This window comes from Marinobacterium sediminicola (assembly GCF_022343685.1).
Classification (GTDB): domain Bacteria; phylum Pseudomonadota; class Gammaproteobacteria; order Pseudomonadales; family Balneatricaceae; genus Marinobacterium; species Marinobacterium sediminicola.
On sequence record NZ_CP092123.1, the window covers coordinates 2,851,439 to 2,869,421 of the forward strand.

The 17,983-nt window shown below is 58.9% G+C and carries 18 protein-coding genes; 10 read left to right on the forward strand and 8 right to left on the reverse strand.

Annotated elements, in window-relative coordinates:
- Positions 1 to 18: 18 nt before the first annotated feature.
- Together LN244_RS12960 and grxD are read right to left on the reverse strand one after the other, a co-directional pair.
- Positions 19 to 621 (reverse strand): peroxiredoxin, encoded by a 603-nt coding sequence (locus LN244_RS12960; RefSeq protein ID WP_239040200.1) that lies wholly within the window; start codon positions 619 to 621, stop codon positions 19 to 21.
- A gap of 87 nt (positions 622 to 708) precedes the next feature.
- A complete protein-coding gene (gene grxD, locus LN244_RS12965; protein WP_239040201.1) occupies positions 709 to 1,041 on the reverse strand; it encodes a Grx4 family monothiol glutaredoxin in 333 nt (110 codons plus the stop codon).
- Between the two features lie 286 nt (positions 1,042 to 1,327).
- Between grxD and LN244_RS12970 the strand changes: the two genes are divergently transcribed.
- The 6 genes from LN244_RS12970 to LN244_RS12995 all read left to right on the forward strand — a co-directional run bounded on the left by LN244_RS12970 (position 1,328) and on the right by LN244_RS12995 (position 7,284).
- A complete protein-coding gene (locus LN244_RS12970) occupies positions 1,328 to 2,527 on the forward strand; it encodes an aspartate aminotransferase family protein (protein WP_239040202.1) in 1,200 nt (399 codons plus the stop codon).
- A 60-nt stretch (positions 2,528 to 2,587) separates the two neighbouring features.
- On the forward strand, positions 2,588 to 3,496 hold the full coding sequence (argF, locus tag LN244_RS12975; protein WP_239040203.1) for an ornithine carbamoyltransferase: 909 nt from the start codon (positions 2,588 to 2,590) through the stop codon (positions 3,494 to 3,496).
- A 108-nt stretch (positions 3,497 to 3,604) separates the two neighbouring features.
- Positions 3,605 to 4,519: a LysR family transcriptional regulator gene (locus LN244_RS12980; protein WP_239042417.1), complete on the forward strand. Its 915-nt coding sequence runs from the start codon at positions 3,605 to 3,607 to the stop codon at positions 4,517 to 4,519.
- Positions 4,520 to 4,678: 159 nt separating this feature from the next.
- Positions 4,679 to 6,031 carry a class II 3-deoxy-7-phosphoheptulonate synthase gene (locus tag LN244_RS12985; protein ID WP_239040204.1) on the forward strand — a complete coding sequence of 451 codons (1,353 nt, stop codon included), beginning with the start codon at positions 4,679 to 4,681 and terminating at the stop codon, positions 6,029 to 6,031.
- Between the two features lie 2 nt (positions 6,032 to 6,033).
- Positions 6,034 to 6,360: a YqcC family protein gene (locus tag LN244_RS12990; RefSeq protein WP_239040205.1), complete on the forward strand. Its 327-nt coding sequence runs from the start codon at positions 6,034 to 6,036 to the stop codon at positions 6,358 to 6,360.
- A gap of 24 nt (positions 6,361 to 6,384) precedes the next feature.
- Positions 6,385 to 7,284, forward strand: a complete 900-nt coding sequence (locus LN244_RS12995) for a potassium channel family protein (protein WP_239040206.1) — start codon at positions 6,385 to 6,387, stop codon at positions 7,282 to 7,284.
- Here the strand turns inward: LN244_RS12995 and LN244_RS13000 are convergent, their stop codons facing one another.
- A complete protein-coding gene (locus tag LN244_RS13000; RefSeq protein ID WP_239040207.1) occupies positions 7,285 to 8,847 on the reverse strand; it encodes a cation:proton antiporter family protein in 1,563 nt (520 codons plus the stop codon).
- A 73-nt stretch (positions 8,848 to 8,920) separates the two neighbouring features.
- The gene (locus LN244_RS13005) at positions 8,921 to 10,624 is read right to left on the reverse strand and encodes a potassium/proton antiporter (RefSeq protein WP_239040208.1); all 1,704 of its coding nucleotides are present in this window, start codon (positions 10,622 to 10,624) and stop codon (positions 8,921 to 8,923) included.
- A 147-nt stretch (positions 10,625 to 10,771) separates the two neighbouring features.
- Between LN244_RS13005 and LN244_RS13010 the strand changes: the two genes are divergently transcribed.
- On the forward strand, positions 10,772 to 11,836 hold the full coding sequence (locus LN244_RS13010) for a DUF3549 family protein (protein ID WP_239040209.1): 1,065 nt from the start codon (positions 10,772 to 10,774) through the stop codon (positions 11,834 to 11,836).
- Between the two features lie 12 nt (positions 11,837 to 11,848).
- On the opposite strand, the gene LN244_RS13015 is transcribed toward LN244_RS13010, so the two are convergent.
- The 4 genes from LN244_RS13015 to purU all read right to left on the reverse strand — a co-directional run bounded on the left by LN244_RS13015 (position 11,849) and on the right by purU (position 14,803).
- The gene (locus LN244_RS13015; RefSeq protein ID WP_239040210.1) at positions 11,849 to 12,649 is read right to left on the reverse strand and encodes a replication protein P; all 801 of its coding nucleotides are present in this window, start codon (positions 12,647 to 12,649) and stop codon (positions 11,849 to 11,851) included.
- Positions 12,567 to 13,430, reverse strand: a complete 864-nt coding sequence (locus LN244_RS13020; protein WP_239040211.1) for a DnaT-like ssDNA-binding domain-containing protein — start codon at positions 13,428 to 13,430, stop codon at positions 12,567 to 12,569. The genes LN244_RS13015 and LN244_RS13020 overlap by 83 nt, the downstream gene beginning before the upstream one ends.
- 20 nt (positions 13,431 to 13,450) lie before the next feature.
- Positions 13,451 to 13,864 (reverse strand): CBS domain-containing protein, encoded by a 414-nt coding sequence (locus LN244_RS13025; protein WP_239040212.1) that lies wholly within the window; start codon positions 13,862 to 13,864, stop codon positions 13,451 to 13,453.
- A gap of 84 nt (positions 13,865 to 13,948) precedes the next feature.
- Positions 13,949 to 14,803 (reverse strand): formyltetrahydrofolate deformylase, encoded by an 855-nt coding sequence (gene purU, locus LN244_RS13030; protein WP_239042418.1) that lies wholly within the window; start codon positions 14,801 to 14,803, stop codon positions 13,949 to 13,951.
- Positions 14,804 to 14,965: 162 nt separating this feature from the next.
- Here purU and LN244_RS13035 point away from each other — a divergent pair, with 162 nt between their 5' ends.
- The 3 genes from LN244_RS13035 to LN244_RS13045 are packed head-to-tail and all read left to right on the forward strand — an operon-like array spanning position 14,966 to position 17,968.
- Complete coding sequence (locus LN244_RS13035; RefSeq protein WP_239042419.1) at positions 14,966 to 16,513, forward strand: thymidine phosphorylase family protein; 1,548 nt, start codon at positions 14,966 to 14,968, stop codon at positions 16,511 to 16,513.
- Positions 16,507 to 17,397 carry a ribose-phosphate pyrophosphokinase gene (locus LN244_RS13040; RefSeq protein WP_239040213.1) on the forward strand — a complete coding sequence of 297 codons (891 nt, stop codon included), beginning with the start codon at positions 16,507 to 16,509 and terminating at the stop codon, positions 17,395 to 17,397. The genes LN244_RS13035 and LN244_RS13040 overlap by 7 nt, the downstream gene beginning before the upstream one ends.
- Entirely contained in the window at positions 17,384 to 17,968 is a 585-nt protein-coding gene (locus tag LN244_RS13045; RefSeq protein WP_239040214.1) for an alpha-ketoglutarate-dependent dioxygenase AlkB family protein, read from the forward strand. Before LN244_RS13040 ends, LN244_RS13045 begins: the two co-directional genes overlap by 14 nt.
- The last annotated feature ends 15 nt before the right edge of the window (positions 17,969 to 17,983 follow it).

Consider the following 17,983-nt stretch of genomic DNA (forward strand, 5'->3'; position numbering starts at 1 on the left):
ATCGATCGAGAAGCTGAATTACAGCTTGTCAGACTCTTCAGCCAGGTACTTGGCAACGCCTGTCGGGGACGCATCCATACCCTTGTCACCCTTGTTCCAGCCTGCAGGGCAAACTTCGCCGTGTTCTTCGTGGAACTGCAGAGCGTCTACCAGACGAATCAGCTCGTCCATGTTACGACCCAGCGGCAGGTCATTGACGATCTGAGAACGCACAACACCGTCCTTGTCGATCAGGAAAGCGCCACGGAAAGCAACACCAGCGTCGGCTTCTACATCATATGCCTGGCAGATTTCATGCTTAACGTCAGCCACCAGCGTGTACTTGACCTGACCGATACCGCCTTCGTTAACCGGGGTATTACGCCAAGCGTTGTGAGTGAACTGGGAATCGATGGAAACGCCGATCACTTCTACGCCACGCTCCTGGAAAGCATCCATACGGTGATCCAGTGCGATCAGTTCGGACGGGCACACGAAAGTGAAGTCCAGCGGGTAGAAGAAAACCAGGCCGTACTTGCCCTTGATTGCTTCCTTGAGGTTGTAGTTATCAACAATCTGGCCATCGCCCAGAACAGCTGCTGCATTAAAGTCAGGAGCCTGTTTACCTACCAGTACGCCCATGCTCTTTCTCCATTCATTATGGTTTTCAATGTTACTTCATAAGCCAAGCCGGCAGACCGGGCTGCCAACAGGGCACTCTATTTCAAATCAGGCGTCGTCGCCGCTTGCCTGAGCGGCAGCTGCGATCATCTCTTTCAGTTCACCAGTGGCCGCCATCTCGCAAATGATGTCACAGCCACCCACCAGCTCGCCGTTGATCCACAGCTGGGGGAAGGTCGGCCAGTTTGCGTATTTCGGCAGCTCGGCACGAATATCCGGGTTTTCAAGAATGTTCACGAACGCAAAGCGCTCACCACAGGACATCACGGCTTCCACCGCGCGCGAAGAGAAGCCGCACTGCGGGAAACGGGGTGTGCCTTTCATGTACAGCAGAATTGCGTTGTTTTCGATCTGCTCTTTGATCGTGTCGACTACACTCATCTAAACACCTTCACTACATCTGATCTTGAAGACCAACTTAGGGCCTGGCCTGGAGAACAGCTTAACATATAACCAAGTGTTCCACTCAAGTTAGACCGAACGACTTTGCTTCTGCTCTCTTTCTTTTTGGGTGCCACTTCGCAAGAATTCAAGCCAAATACCTTATTTTTTGTATGATTTCACGCCTCTTCGCCCAAGGATGGAATTGCCAAACCGTGTTGCTGCTCATAGAATGGTTGTTTTATCGGCAGCCATGGCTGCCTTTTTGCGTTGTAGGGAGACTCCCATGGCTACGCAGCCACTGATGAACGTTTTCAACCGGCTCTCGGTCGCCTTCGAACATGGCGAAGGCGCCTGGCTGTTCGATACTGCTGGCAACAAATACCTCGATGCGCTTTGCGGCATCGCCGTCACCGGCTTGGGTCACGCCCATCCGGCAGTCACCTATGCCATCAGTGAACAGGCCGCCAAACTGATTCATTGCTCAAACCTCTACACCATTCCGAAGCAAGAAGAGTTGGCCGAAAAGCTGGCCCGTATCTCAGGCATGGATAATGTCTTCTTCGCCAATTCCGGTGCCGAAGCCAATGAAGCCGCCATCAAGCTGGCTCGCCGCTACGGACACAATCGCAACATCGATAATCCAGCCATCATTGTCATGGAGCAGTCGTTCCATGGTCGTACTCTGGCTACTCTCAGCGCCACGGGCAACCGCGCAACCCAGCAGGGCTTCGAGCCTCTGGTCAGCGGTTTCGTTCGCGTGCCTTTCGATGATGTCGAGGCCGTACGTCAGGTGGCGCGTAACAACCCCAATGTGGTCGCGATTCTGGTCGAACCGATCCAGGGTGAAGGCGGCATTCATATTCCGGCCGCAGACTACCTGAACCAGCTGCGTGAGATCTGTGACGAACAGCAATGGCTGCTGATGCTGGACGAAGTCCAGACGGGTAACGGTCGGACCGGTCGCTATTTCGCCTATCAGCACAACGGGATTCTGCCGGACGTGGTGACAACTGCAAAAGGACTGGGCAATGGTTTCCCGATCGGCGCCTGCCTGGCCCGCGGCATCGCCGCCGAGACCCTGACACCGGGCAGCCACGGCACGACGTATGGTGGTAACCCGCTGGCCTGCGCGGCAGCGCTGGCCGTTGTCGACACCATTGAACAGGATAAACTTTGCCAGCGCGCCGAGGTGCTGGGCAATCACATCGCCGAAGGCTTCCGTGCACAGCTGGGCGGTGCTCCTTACGTGAAAGAGATTCGTAACAAAGGCCTGATGATCGGCATCGAGCTGACCGAGGCAGGCAGTGAGCTGGCCGTTCTGGCCAAGATCAAGGGCATTCTGCTGAACGTCACCGGCGGTGGCCGTGTCGTTCGTCTGCTGCCGCCCCTGATCATGTCCGATCAGGAAGCTGACTTGCTGGTAAACACCGTTGCTCAATTGATCCGGGTTTATGCCGGTGAAGAGCGTGACAGCGCCAACTGAGCGCAATTAATTCAACCGATACCGGGAGCCGGCGACCCAGGTCGCCGACCGAAACCATTTATGAGTACACGACACTTTTTAACCCTGCTGGACATGACGCCTGAAGAACTGCATCAGATCGTGCAGCGCGCCATTATCCTCAAGCAGATGCGTAACGCGGGCGAAACCTATGAGCCGTTGAAGAACAAGGTCATGGCCATGATCTTCGAAAAGGCATCCACTCGCACGCGTGTTTCCTTTGAAGCCGGCATGGCACAGTTTGGCGGTCACGCCATGTTCCTGTCGCCCCGAGACACCCAGCTGGGACGTGGCGAACCGGTGGAAGACAGCGCACGCGTGATTTCCAGCATGGTTGACGTGGTCATGATTCGTACGTTCAGTCACGAGCTGGTCGAAACCTTCGCCCGCTATTCCAAGGTGCCGGTCATCAACGCCCTGACCGATGATTACCACCCCTGCCAGTTGCTGGCCGACATGCAGACCTTCATTGAGCAGCGTGGTTCAATCAAGGGCAAAACCGTCGCCTGGGTCGGTGATGGCAACAACATGTGCAACTCCTACATCAATGCGGCGCGTCAGTTCGACTTCAAACTCAACGTGGCCTGCCCGGAAGACTTTGCTCCCAATTCAGACCTGGTGGCACGCAACAGCGACCGGGTGAGCGTGTTTGAAAGCCCTGAAGAGGCTGTTAAAGGCGCTCACCTGGTCGTGACCGATGTCTGGGCATCCATGGGACAGGAAGACGAGCAGCGCGAGCGTGTCCGTGAATTCCGAGGCTATCAGGTTTCACCGGCACTGATGGATCTGGCCGACAAAGACGCCATTTTCATGCACTGCCTGCCCGCCCACCGCGGTGAAGAAGTCAGTGAAGACATGCTGGACGATCCGCGTTCAGTCGTATTTGAAGAAGCCGAGAACCGCCTGCACGCGCAGAAAGCGCTGCTGGAATTCCTGCTGGTCAAGTCCTGACCACCTCAGTGCGGCAGCGGGGCCTCCTGACTGCCGCAATTCGCCAGAAGTAAATATTCAGTACTATACTGGCGTTTATCCGCAACCCGAGGGACCTGACCTGTGGGCATGATAGAGATTCGTCATCTGAAAACGCTTGCCGCGCTGCGTGATGCAGGCAGCCTTGTCGAAGCCGCCGAACGCATTCATTTGACCCAGTCCGCCCTGTCCCACCAGATCAAGGATCTGGAAGAGCGACTGAACTGCTCGCTGTTCATCCGCAAGACCCGACCGATCTGTTTCACCAGTGCAGGCCAGCGCCTGCTGAATCTGGCCGACGAGCTGCTGCCCATGGTACGCAGTGCCGAGCGGGACATCATGCGCCTTGCCGGTGGCGAGACAGGCCGACTCAACATCTGCATCGAGTGCCACAGCTGCTTTGACTGGCTGATGCCTACGATCGATCATTTTCGTCAGCACTGGCCCGAAGTCGAACTGGACCTGTCCACCGGCTTCAGCTTCCTGCCACTGCCAGCACTGGCACGAGGTGATCTGGACCTGGTCATCACTTCCGATCCCGAGGAACGAACCGGCATCCATTATGTCCCCCTGTTCAGTTACGAATCGATTCTGGTCATGGGCCGTCAACACCGTCTGGTCGCCAAGCGTCATATCCAGCCTCAGGATCTGGCTCAGGAAACCCTGATCACCTATCCGGTGGAGCAGGACCGGCTGGACGTCTTCACCCGTTTCCTCGATCCGGCAGGCGTGGAGCCCGGCGAGATCCGCACCTCCGAACTGACGGTCATGATCATGCAACTGGTGGCCAGCGGACGCGGCGTATCCGCCCTGCCAAACTGGGCAGCTCATGAATACCTGCAGCGGGAATATATCTCGGCTCGCCCTCTGGGCGAAAAAGGGCTCTGGTGTACGCTGTACGCCGCCATGCGCGAAGACCAGAAGGACGCCGACTTCATGATCGACTTCCTCAACACCGCCCGTGAAGTGACCTTCCGCAACCTCAACGGCATCCGCTCAGCCTGACAGGGCCGAGTGCTGTTAGCGCAGCTCTCAATACAACTCGGCCACTCACCCTCAGAACGTATTCCTCAGCCCGGCTGTTCCGGGAATGCGTGCTGCCGCGACCATCTATTTGCGGTAAGATCAATGCATTGAAAACCATTCATCAGTGAGAGAGTGAGCATGGAACCCTGGACTCCAGACAGCTGGCGCAGCAAGCCGATCAAACAGCACCCGAACTACCCTGATCAGGACGCCCTGTATCAGGTCGAAAAGGTGCTCGGCGAGTTTCCGCCCCTGGTATTTGCCGGCGAGATCCGTTCACTGACCCAGGACCTGGCACAGGTTGCCGAAGGCAAGGCGTTCCTGCTGCAGGGCGGTGACTGCGCCGAGAGCTTTGCCGAGTTCAACGCCAACAAGATCCGCGATACCTTCAAGGTCCTGCTGCAGATGGCAGTGGTGATGACCTTCGCTGGCAGCTGCCCGGTAGTGAAGATTGGCCGCATGGCCGGCCAGTTCGCCAAACCACGTTCAGCCGATACCGAGACAATCAATGGTATCGAGCTCCCCAGCTATCGTGGCGACATCATCAATGACATCGCCTTCACGACAGAAGCGCGCACGCCGGACCCACAGCGCCTGCTGTCGGCCTACCACCAGTCATCCGCGACGCTGAACCTCCTGCGTGCCTTCGCCACCGGTGGCTTCGCGGACCTGCACAAGGTACACCAGTGGACTCAAGGCTTCGTACAGCAGAGCCCTCAGGGCGAGAAATACCAGCACCTGGCAGACCAGATCGACCAGACACTGGCGTTCATCGAGGCCTGCGGCATCCGCTCGGAGAATACACCGCAGCTGAAGGAAACCAACCTCTACACCTCCCACGAGGCACTGCTGCTGGGTTACGAGCAGGCTCTGACGCGGCAGGACAGCCTGACCGGCGACTGGTACGACTGTTCAGCCCACATGCTCTGGATCGGCGACCGTACACGCCAGCCGGACCATGCCCATGTGGAGTTCCTGCGCGGCGTGCGCAATCCGATCGGAATCAAGGTAGGCCCGAGCACGCAAGTGGATGATCTGCTGCGCCTGCTGGATATCCTCAATCCGGCCCAAATCCCCGGTCGCATCACATTGATCGCACGCATGGGAGCCGACAAGATCACCGAACTGCTGCCGCCACTGGTGCGCGCCGTCAAAGCCAGTGGGCACCATGTCGTCTGGAGTTCAGACCCCATGCATGGCAACACCATCAAGGCGTCCAGCGGCTACAAGACCCGCAGCGTCAATGCAATCCTGGCCGAAATGAAAGGCTTCTTTGAAGTGCATAACGCCGAAGGCACTCATGCGGGTGGCGTCCACTTTGAAATGACCGGCAACGATGTGACCGAGTGTATCGGCGGCGCCTATCAGATCACCGAAGAAGGTCTGGCCGACCGCTACCATACCCAGTGCGACCCGCGTCTGAACGCGGACCAGTCACTGGAACTGGCCTTCCTGATCGCCGATACGCTCAAGGCTGCGCGCAAGGAGTAACCATGGACCGAAATCAGCAAGTCAGTACCGTTCTGATCGAAATCCGTATGGAAATGCAGGCTCAAGGACTGTGGCAGTCGCAGCCACCGGAGCCGGCTGCACTGATGAGCCGCGAGCCGTTCTGCGTCGATACGCTGGATTTCACCGAGTGGGTGCAATGGCTCCTGCTGCCCAGACTGGAAGAGATGATCAGCCGGGAATTGCCCCTGCCTCAAAACAGTGAAATTCAGCCGATGGCCGAAGAAGTGTTCAAACAGCTGGAGGAAGACACCGACCGCTTGCTTGACCTGATCGGCCAGCTGGATAAAGCGCTCAGAGTACACCACTAACCACGACAGGGAACGGCGCCGCCTATGAGCTTCGACAAGCACCACTCGCTGATGTTTCGCCTGGGCTTCGGCGGCGTTTCCAGCGCCGAAAACAGCCGTGCCCGGCGTTGGGGCAGAAACCTGGAATGGCCGATGTTGATGCTGGCCCTGTGGATACTCGTAGACTGGTATCTGCGTGCGGACGGCATCGTCAATGGCTTCGCTCACCATGTCACCGACTGGGTGATCTGGCTGGGCTTTGTCATCGAAATGGGGCTGATGCTTTACGTCGTCGACGACAAGCGGCGTCATCTCAAAAACAACTGGATGAGCCTGGTGATCATCCTCGCCGGGCTGCCTGCGCTCTGGGGCGATGACTCATTCTATGCCGGCGCCATCCGAAGCCTGCGACTGCTGGTGATGGTCGGGATACTGTTCAAGGTTTCCAAGGACCTGAGGAGCATTCTCTCCCGTCACAACCTCGGCACCACATTGATGGTTTGCCTGCTGTTTCTGATCATTTCAGGTTTCCTGATCGCCGCACTGGACCCGGCATTCAACGGGCCACTGGACGGCATCTGGTGGGCCTGGGTCACCATGACCACGGTCGGATATGGTGACATCGTGCCCAGCACCAACGAAGGACGCCTGTTCGGCTCAGTGCTGATTCTGGTCGGAATCTGCATGTTTTCACTGCTGACCGCCAGTTTCTCGGTGTTTTTCATCGAAAAGGATGAAGGCGAAATCGCCGAGCGCGAACGTCAGAACCTGAATCGCATCACCCGGCTGGAAAACCGGCTGGAAAATATCGAAAAGCAGCTTGAATACATGCTGGTCCTGCTTCAGACCTCCAGCAGCCCGAGCAGCAAGCCAGCTTCGCCAGAGGAGCCCGTAAACGAACAGGAGAGTGATCAGGGTGACCACTCTCCCTCCGACAAGAGCTGATCAGAGCCAGGCTTCTTCCTTGAGCTTGGCCGCACTGAAGATGTGCTCAGCCAGACCCACGCCGGTTTCGGCCATGGTTTGATAGGTATGGTCAGCACCCGCTCGGGTAATCGCCTCGGCGTGGTCGGCAAACATGCTGTGCGCCACAATAACCCCTTCAAAGCCGGACTGGCGCAACTGTCGGGCGGCCGTTACCTTGGCCTCGACATCATTGGCAGCCAGGATCACATACTTCAGTGCCGGTGCCTTAAGGTTTTTCCACAGCTGAACATCCTCGGCATCGGCAAAGACAACATTGCGACCAGCCTTGGCATGCGCCTCCACTTTGGCCGGGTCAGAGTCCAGCGCCAGCATCGGAATATTACGTGGCTTCAGATGATCATAAGCGGCCGTACCGGTGCGCCCCATACCGATGATCAGAATCTGGGCATCCCCCACTGACAACGGCTGCTCATCCGGATGAAAACCCTTGCGCTCGAATCGACTCAGCCAAGCGCCGAAACGATCGTAAAGCGGGTGCGCCAGTCGATACAGGGGAGCCGAAACCAGGAAGGAGATCGACACTGCAATGGCCAGCGGAATCAGCCACTCGGGCAGCACGATACTGGCCACAATCAGACCGAACTCGCTGTAGTTGGTCAAACTCAATCCGGACAGGAAAGCACTGCGCGCCCGCAGCTTGAAGCCCAGCAGCAGGAAGAAGAACAGAATCCCTTTCAGCGGCAATACCAGCCCCATCACGATTGCGAAGATCAGCGCATCGGTATCCGGCAGCCCTCCCATGCCGATCTGCAGAAAGAACCCCACCAGAAAGACTTCCTTGATGCTCCACAGCGATTGGGACAATTCACCTGCACGACGGTGACCGGACAGCAAGGCACCAAAGGCCAGCGCGCCCAGCTCCGAGCTCAACCCTGCCAGTTCGAAGCCCTTGCCGCCGATAACCAGCGCCAGCAGAAGACCCAGCAGTACCAGCAATTCCTCATGCCCGCTGATATCGAGCAGTTTGTAGATCAGCGGTCGCAGCAACGGCACGGCAAACACCAGCAGCGCCCAGGCAGAAGGCGTCTTGCCGCTGGCCAGCGCCATCACCAGCAATGCCAGCAGATCCTGCACGATCAGAATGCCGATGGCGACACGGCCGTGGAAGGCCCGCAGTTCACGCTTGGACTCGAGTACTTTAGCCGCCAGAACCGTACTGGAGAAGGAGAGCGCCACCGCCAGCATCAGCGCGGTATACCAGTCGAGCCCCATGATCAGATGAAGCGCGGGCGTGAACACGGCAATCGAAATCCCGAAGTGCAACACACCGCCGCCAATGACCTCAGGCCGTACCAGATTGCGCACCTTGAGCTTCAGACCTACGGTGAACAACAGCAGCAACACACCGATATGGGCCAGATGGCTCAGTGCTTCTGTCCCCTCAACCGGTATACCCGCAACATCACCGACTCCCACGATGGCAAAGCCGGCTGCCAGATAACCGATCAACGGCGGCAACCCGATCAGTTTCACTCCCATCCCCAACCCGAAGGCGAAGATAATCCAGATCGCTTCTATCACGAATGACTCCCTATACTCCTTGCGAATGCGCGGGCATTAAACCATGACGCTTCAAAACTGTCAGCGACCAGGATCAGAACTTTAGACCTACCCGGCTCACCTTCCCCGCCTCCAGCGACTTGACCACCAGCTGTATCGACCCCAGTCCTGCCCGATCACCCACCACCGGCGGAGCCTGCAGACAGGAGTCGATGTAGTCGGCCAGGCTCAGGCTGTGCAATTCGACCGGAACCTCAATACCAAAGTTCTGGGCAAGCGCTTCAAGCTGAACACTGCCATTGAGTTCGAAGGCACCGAAGAAGGTGCTCTCCTTAAGCGCCGGAATGGATGCAACCGAACTGAATAGACGCGCCAGTGGCAGTTCGGCCTCTTCTTCCCCGATCACGGCTAGTTGATCACCGCTCTGCAGTTTCAGATCCGGCTCGTACGGCAGCATGACGCCATCGCGCAATACCGCTGTCATCACGATATCCGTCGGCAGTCGCACGCCTTTCAGCGTGCGCGGGGGCGTCCAGTGCTCACCATCCAGTTCGAACACCATCAAACGATGATTCTTAGGGGATGCCCACTCGATATTCAGGCGCCGCAGCGCCGCCGGCTCTGCCGGCAGCTCCAGCTTGAGCCAGCGGGCCGCCCGCGCCAGCGTCGTCCCCTGCAGCAGCAGAGACAGGGTCACGATAATAAAGGCGATGATCGGAAACAGCGCGGCATGTTCAATGTCAGCCATCAACGGAAAGAGTGCCAGTACGATCGGCACTGCGCCCCTCAGCCCCACCCAGGCAATGAAGAGCTGTTCACGCCAGCGGAACCCGAAGGGCCACAGCGTGATAAACACTGCCAACGGACGGGCGATCAGTATCAGCACGGCGGCCAGCGCCAAACCTTCGGGGATATATTCCATCTTGTCGTGCGGGGAAAGCAACAGTCCCAGCATCAGGAACAGGCTCAGTTGCGCCAGCCAAGCCAGACCATCATGCACTTGCAGGATATCGTCCAGTTTGCGGAGTCCCCGGTTTCCGACCTGAATGCCCATCAGGTAGATTGCCAGAAACCCGCTGCCGTCGAACAGGCTGACCAGGGCAAATACACTGAGTCCGGCCGCCGTGACCAGCAGCGGGTAAAACGCAGCCTGCAACGCGAGCTTCGGCAACACCCGAGCCAGCAGCCAGCCTCCGGCCAAACCACCGACGGCTCCCAGTCCCATCTGGGTCAGCAGCAACAGGGCCGCTTCGCCTACCCCCGGCGGGGTACTGCGGGTAATCAATTCAAGCAGGATGATGGTGAGGAAGATCGCCATCGGATCGTTGCTGCCCGACTCAATCTCCAGCGTTGCACTGACACGCTGGTTCAGCCGCAGACCGTGATTCTGCAGCAGCGCAAAGACCGCCGCCGCATCCGTTGAGGAGATGATGGTGCCGATCAGCAGGGACGGCAGCAGCGGCAGGCCCAGAATCCAATGTGCGGCCCAGCCGGTAACGGCTGCCGTAATGACCACGCCGAAGGTTGCCAGTGACAGCGCAGGCTTCAGGCCCACCCGGAAGGTTTCGAAGCGGGTACGCATGCCGCCATCGAGCAGGATAATGGCCAGCGCCAGATGACCGACCAGGAACGTGCTTTCCACCTCGGTGGACATCAGCTGCCCCAGCTCCGATTGTCCCGCCAGCAGGCCAACACCCAGAAACAGCAGCAGCACCGGCATACCGATGCGATTGGAGAGCGGACTGAGCACAATGCTGATCAGCAGCATCGCACTGGCAAACAGAAGGGTCAGGATCATGGTTACAGCGGTCCTTGTCGCATATTCGTCTTCTAATCTATCACAGCCAGCGCCTTAACTTCGCGACCCGGCCCCAAAGTGCAAGGGCATGGCAGTCGGCGAGATGTTAAGATAACGGCCGATCTCAATATTACTGCGTGAGCGTGTATGTCTGCTGAAAATACCCTGCCCGATTCCCTGACCGAACTGCTGCGTTCCACTGGTGCTGCCCTGCGTGTCTTCGACATGGGGCGACGGATCAGCAAGATGCCGCTGGAGCGTTTTCGCCGTATCGAGGATTCCCAGCTGCCCTACCCGACCCCCTTCCAGCACCTTGCCTGGCTGGCGGTATTGATCTGGAATCCCAGGAAGCGCGACGAAAATGCGGTCTGGTTCCTGCGCCTGCCGCTGGATGAGCAGGGACTGGTAGCGCCGGCCGCGCGCGATGACCTGCTCAAGCGACTGGTGCAGAACGTCATCAACAGCAAGAATGGCCAGCTGGACGAGGATGCGCTCAAGGACAACCCCTATTCGTTCACCCCTGACCAGAGCCGCATGGCCGCTTTTCACGCTCTGGCGGCCCGTGAGATGAAACTGCAGGCGTCTCCCCACTACGAACGCGCTCAAGCCTGGTTCAAGGGGCAGTTGCCACTGGAACAATGGCAGTCGCTGGCCTATCAGGGTCTGGCTGACTTCATCATCCGTCTGGATCAGGAAAACAACAGCACCGCCCTCTGTCAGCGCCTGTCCGATATGCCCGCTGCGGTTCTGGAAATGCTCTGCCCACTGCTGGAAAACATCCAGCCTGCAGCCCCTCTGCAGCAGGCGCTGGTGCAGCAGCTGCAACAGGCGCTGACCACTGACAACAGCAACCGGGTTGCCGCTCTCTGCCGTGCCCTGTCCAATATCACGGACGAAGTCGCCAAACAGCATTGGGTGATGGCGGTACTGCAAAGCATCCACGCCCGTGACCCGGAAGTGATCACCGTGATCGCCACCCGTTGCGAAAGCGCCCTGCTGGAGCCACAGGTACTGACAGCCTTTCTTGAACAGCTGGCTCAGGGCGAAGCAGGACAGGCCGGTTTCAGCCGCATTCTGGCCGAACTGATGTTCATGCCCGTCCATCGCGCCCTGATCCTGCAGGCCTTCCGCAATCCGGAACGCAGCGAAGCACTGGGCCAGGCCATCGGTGAGATGTTTGGTCAGAGTTTTGAAGCCCCGCCCGCCCACTGAGGGCGGGCTCACTCAGCTTGCCTCGTCAGGCAGTTTGATCGACAGGCCGCGCTGCTCCAGTTTCTGCTGCGACTGAGCCTGCAGCCGCTTGCGGATGCGACTGCCACGCGGCAGGGTGAGGTAATACAGCAGAGTTGCACCCTCTTCGGGTGTCAGTGCGTGCTCAGCGGTAAAACGCTGAATAAAGTCCGCCACCGTATTGGCCTGCTTGTCCTCCAGGGCCGGCGGCACCGGTTGATCCAGCGCTTCACCTTCACGCACCCGGCGGCAGATCACGTCGTAGTGGTAACGAAACGCCGGTAATGCCTTGCTCTCCTCTTCAGAGCGCAACAGGAACCAGCCGGTTTCGCGGCCGGCATGATAAACCGCCGGATGCGACCACTGATGGCGTGTCGGGTGCTCGGCATGCAAACAGGCTTCACTGTAGGCGTCGCGTACACCGGGAAGGCCAAAGTCACCGTTGATATCGCGCAGAATCTCGATGAACTCGGCAATGCTGGGCATCCAGGCCGTGGTTTCCTTGCAGCGATTGACCGCCGCCACCAGTTCGGCTTCACCGTAGCCCTCAAGACTCAGCGCCCACTCCCGCTTGGCCAGGCGCAGTTCATTTTCGGTCTCGAAACAGCTTTTGAACTTGTGTCCGTAGATTGCCATAAAGCGGGCAAAGATCATGTTGACCAGGGTTTTGGTCTGGGGACTGATCGTTTTGGGTGCCGCGTCAGCCGTCGCGTTACCAGTCGGTGTCCTTGATGTCCATGATGGCTGCGGTAATCCGTTTGCGTTTTTCCCGAGAATCGAAGCGGGTGTTTTCATCATTGCCCCCCGTGACTGGCTGTCGTTCCTGCTCGTAGCGTTGCTCCCGCGCATCACGTGTCTGTTTCTTCACCCATTCGCGCTTGACCCAGGCCAAGAACTTCTGGTCCCAGTTGCTCTCCTTGCGGTCCTTGTCGAGCCAGTACAGCACGAACTCATCCAGGCACTCGCTGGCAAACTCGGGCGGGATCGAGTGCCGAGGCAACATGGCATGGAACATGTCCGACGGCTGCCACCCCAGCTGCATCGACTGCAGCTGCTGATTGCGTTCCTCGGCCTGTTCGAAGATTGCCTGCAGCTCATCCTTGTGCCGACGCCAGCCGATACTGCCCCCAAAGGTGGGCGCAGGCCCGCGACGCTGCATCATGGTTTCACCTCGCACCGGACGCGAAGGCGGCGAATCATAGACCGGCAACTGCTGTACCGGTTGTACCGGTAAGGCCGGTGGAGGTTCCGGCACCTTATGAGCGGGTGTCTCGGTTTTGGGGCGCGGCAGCAAACGCAGACGCACACTGCCCCCCTGATTCAGACTGACCTGCAGGCACCCCTGGCTGGCCAGGCTGTCGGTTGCCCTGCGCAGGCGCTCCTCGCTCCAGAAGTCGGCCAGCTGCAGCCAGCGGCTGTGCGGCAGAATGCATTCGGTGCTGCCATCATCGGCATGCATACCGGCATGGCGAGCATAATCCGCGTAAATCGTCAGCAGCAGCGCCTCGTCACTGCCCAGTTCACGGGCCAGCGACGGATAAAACAGTACCGGCGCTTCGGGCAACCAATCACGCATGAGCAAACTCGACTCTTGTATCAACCATCTTTGGCAAACTCCTCCACGGCTCTGAGCACATCTCGTCGACTGATCTGACCCACCAGCTTACCGTGATGGACCACGGGCAGACGGCGGCGCCCCAGTTCCATGAAGCGCTGCGACACTTCGGTCAGATCAGCGCCATAGGCAACGGTATCCACCGGAGTCGACATGAAATCCGACACGTGACCGCCGCTGCCCATCTCTTCTTCGTGATAGGTCAGGGTCAGGATTGCTTTCAGACAGTCCAGCTCAGACAACATTCCCAGCAACTGCCCTTCGGCGTCGACCACTGGGGCACCCGAAATCCCGTATTCCTGCAGCGTACGGATGGCATCGAACAGACGGGTTTCAGGGCTGAACGAAATCAGACTGGTCGCCATGTAGTCCTGCACTTTTACAGATCTAAGCATCCGCAAGTCTCCTGCTTTCGAATGAGGTCGAGCCGAACAGTTGCCGGCCTGACTTTATACTAGCCCAGTCCCCGGCGGCTGCCATCAGGCAAAGACAACGGTCTTGTTGCCATGCACCAGAACACGATCTTCCAGATGCCAGCGCAGACCACGCGCCAGCACGGTCTTCTCCACATCACGACCCAGACGCACCATATCTTCCGGCATGTCACGATGGCTGATGCGGGTCACATCCTGATCGATGATCGGCCCGGCATCCAGATCCTGAGTCACATAATGACAGGTTGCCCCGATCAGTTTAACGCCACGCTCATGGGCCTGATGGTAGGGCTTGGCACCGGCGAAAGACGGCAGGAAGCTGTGATGAATATTGATAATGCGGTGCGGATAGCGGTCACACAGGTCCGGCGGCAGGATCTGCATGTAGCGCGCCAGAACGACCGTATCGGCCTCATGCTCTGCGATCAGGCGGTTAACCTCGGCAAAGTGCGGGGTCTTGTCAGCCGGATCGACGGGCACATGGTGATAGGGAATGCCATGCCACTCCACCATGGAACGCAGATCGTCATGGTTGGAGATTACGCAGGGAATCTCGCAAAACAGTTCGTTGCTGTGAAAACGGTACAGCAGATCTGCCAGACAGTGTGACTCGCGGCTGGCCATCAACACCACGCGCTTGGGACGGGCCGAATCGTGAATTTCCCACTCCATCTGGAACGAAGCGGCGATCGGTTCAAAGGCCTTTTTCAGTTCATCCAGCGTAAACGGCAAGGTGCTGGCGTCAATCTCGACCCGCATGAAGAAACAGCCGGTGCTGACATCTGAATGCTGGTTCGCATCGGTGATTGAGCCACCATGGCTGGAGATGAAGTTACTGACCATCGATACAATGCCCACGCGGTCCGGGCAGGAAAGAACCAAACGGTAACGGCGTTCCATATACTGTGCTCGCATCCAGTGTCTAGATCCAAAGTCGAATCGGCCATTCTAACAGCAGCCGCCCACTCTCGACAGCTCTGATCCGGGCATCATGAATATCCGCTGCGACAACAGTTGCGTTACACTGAACGCTTGGCTGTTTCACGAGGAGAGCTGTAGATGATGATGCTGACCCCCGAACGGATGGCGCCACTGAAAGCACGCCGCCTGGGCATCGATACCCACCACGAACCGACGCTGTATCTGCCAGAGCACAGTCATGTCTGCCGCTCAGAGGGATTTGAAAGCCTGTCACGGGTGCTGATTACCACCCACCGCAGCGATCACCTGATCGCCTCACTCAACATCGTCACCAGCGACCTGCTGGCCGATGACGAGGTCGGCTTCTCCGAGTCAGCCTGGCGGCGTCTGGAACTGAGCCCTGAAGATCCAATCTGGCTGTCCCACCCCAAGCCGGTCCAGTCGCTCTCCCATGTCCGCGCCAAGGTATACGGCCATGAACTGGACGACCTTCAGTTCCAGAGCATCATCAACGATATCGTCGATGGCCGTTATGCCGACGTTCACTTGGCCGCGTTTATCACAGCCTGCGGCGATGACAGTCTCAATGATCGTGAAATCACCGCGCTGACCCAGGCCATGGTCAAATCCGGCAGTACCATCGACTGGCAGTTGCCACTGGTGGTCGACAAGCACTGCGTTGGCGGCCTGCCCGGCAACCGCACCACCCCCATCGTGGTTTCCATCCTCACCGCCTGCGGCCTGACCGTGCCCAAGACCTCGTCCCGCGCCATCACTTCACCGGCCGGCACCGCCGATACCATGGAGACGCTGACCGAGGTCAGCCTCAGCCTCGAGCAGATGCGCAAGGTGGTGGATACCGAAGGCGGCTGTCTGGCCTGGGGCGGCTCCATGCGCCTGAGTCCGGCCGACGATCTGCTGATTCAGGTTGAGCGCGCATTGGACATCGACAGCGAAGGTCAGCTGATCGCATCGGTACTGTCGAAAAAGATCGCCGCGGGTGCTACCCATGTGCTGATCGATATTCCCGTCGGACCGACCGCCAAGGTGCGCAGTCAGGACGCGGCTGACCGACTGGCTGAGAGCTTCCGTGTCGTCGCGAACAACCTCGGTCTCAAACTGCAGGTACTGTTCACCGACGGCAGCCAGCCGGTCGGTCGCGGCATCGGCCCGGCTCTGGAAGCTCATGACCTGCTGGCAGTGCTGCAAAATCTGCCCGATGCACCGCAGGATCTGCGTCAGCGCGCGGGGCAGGTCGCCGGTGCCATGCTGGCGATGGTCAAGGACATCAGCGTCGAGGAAGGCATCGCCATGGCAGAAGAAACCCTCTCCAGTGGCGCCGCCTGGGCCAAGTTCCGTGCCATTTGTGAAGCTCAGGGCGGGTTGCGTCACCCGCCGGTGGCCCCCTATCGCTATGCGCTGGTGGCCGAACGCAAGGGCCGTGTGCGCCACATCGACAACCGTATTCTGGCCAAGATCGCCAAGCTGGCCGGAGCGCCCGCCGACTCGGCTGCCGGCGTCGAGATTCCGGTCAAGCTGGGAGACGAGGTGGAGTGTCAGGATATCCTGCTGATGATTCATGCCGAGAACGCCGGGGAACTCAACTATGCCGTTGAGTATCTCAACGACCATACCGAGGTGATCCGACTGGACAGCGACGACTCTGGAGAACAGGTACAACCATGCTGATTTTCAACCCCGATTCCGACCCGGCGCTGGCGTCACAGCTGACGCGCCTGCTCGAAGCAGAGGCTGGCGTACTGGAGCAGCGCCGCTTTCCCGACGGTGAAAGCTACCTGCGTATCCACTCCGATTGTACCGACCAGCACTGTGTCATTCTGTGTAACCTGTTTCACCCGGACGAACGCACCCTGCGCCTGCTGTTCCTCGCGGACACCCTGCGTGAATGCGGTGCCCGCAGCGTCGGTCTGGTCACGCCCTACCTGGCCTACATGCGCCAGGACAAACGCTTCAAGCCCGGTGAGTGCGTCAGTTCGCGACCCTTTGCCCGCCTGCTGTCCGGCGCTTTCGATTACCTCGTCACCATGGACCCGCACCTGCACCGCTACAACTCGCTGGACGAGATCTACACGATCCCATCCCGTGTGGTGCAGGCCGCCCCGCTGATCGCCCACTGGATTCAACAACGGGTCAAGAAGCCACTGCTGATCGGCCCCGACAGCGAAAGCGAACAATGGGTGTCGCATGTAGCCGAACTGGCCGGAGCCCCTTTCCAGGTACTGCAGAAGGAGCGCCGCGGCGACTACGACGTCAGTGTATCATTGCCTGACCTGGAGAGCGCGGCAGAACATACGCCTGTGCTGGTGGACGACATCATTTCCAGTGGCCGTACCATGCTGGAAACGATCAAGCATTTGCAGGCTGCCGGACTGCCTCGCGCGGTCGCCATCGGCGTGCACGGCATTTTCGCGGGTGACGCCTATGGCCGCCTGACGGCCGTTGCGGACGTAGTCACCACCGCCTGCATCCCGCACCTGAGCAACCAGATCGACATTGCCGAACCGCTGGCCCATGCGGTACGCGAACTGCTGGCGGACCGTGACAGCCACTGATCTGACCCTGCCGGACGCGCAGCTGCAGTACCACCCCGGCTTTCTCGCTCCCGAGGAAGCCGATTCCCTGCTCGCCACCCTGCTGCACGGGGTCAACTGGCGTCAGGACCGTATCCGCCTGTTCGGCAAGGAACATCTGATTCCTCGCCTGCAGGCCTTCATGTCGGACCCGGGTATCCAGTACACCTACTCGGGCCTCCGGCTCGATGGTGATGTCTGGCTACCGGAGCTGCAGGCGTTAAAAAAACGTCTGGAAAACCTTTGTGACCAGCCCTTCAATGCCCTGCTGCTCAACCTTTACCGTGACGGACAGGACTGCATGGGCTGGCATGCAGACAACGAATCCGAGCTGGGCACAAACCCGCTGATCGCCTCCGTCAGCCTAGGCGCTACGCGCCGTTTCCGTCTGCGGCACAACGCCAGCCGCCAGACCCACGGGCTGGATCTGGGGCACGCGTCCTTGTTGTTGATGGCGGGGCCGACACAGCGTCACTGGCAACACAGCCTGCCCCGCAGCCGCCGCTGCAATGATCCCCGTATCAACCTGACCTTCCGTTTGATCCATGTATAATCGCGCCAAGCACAC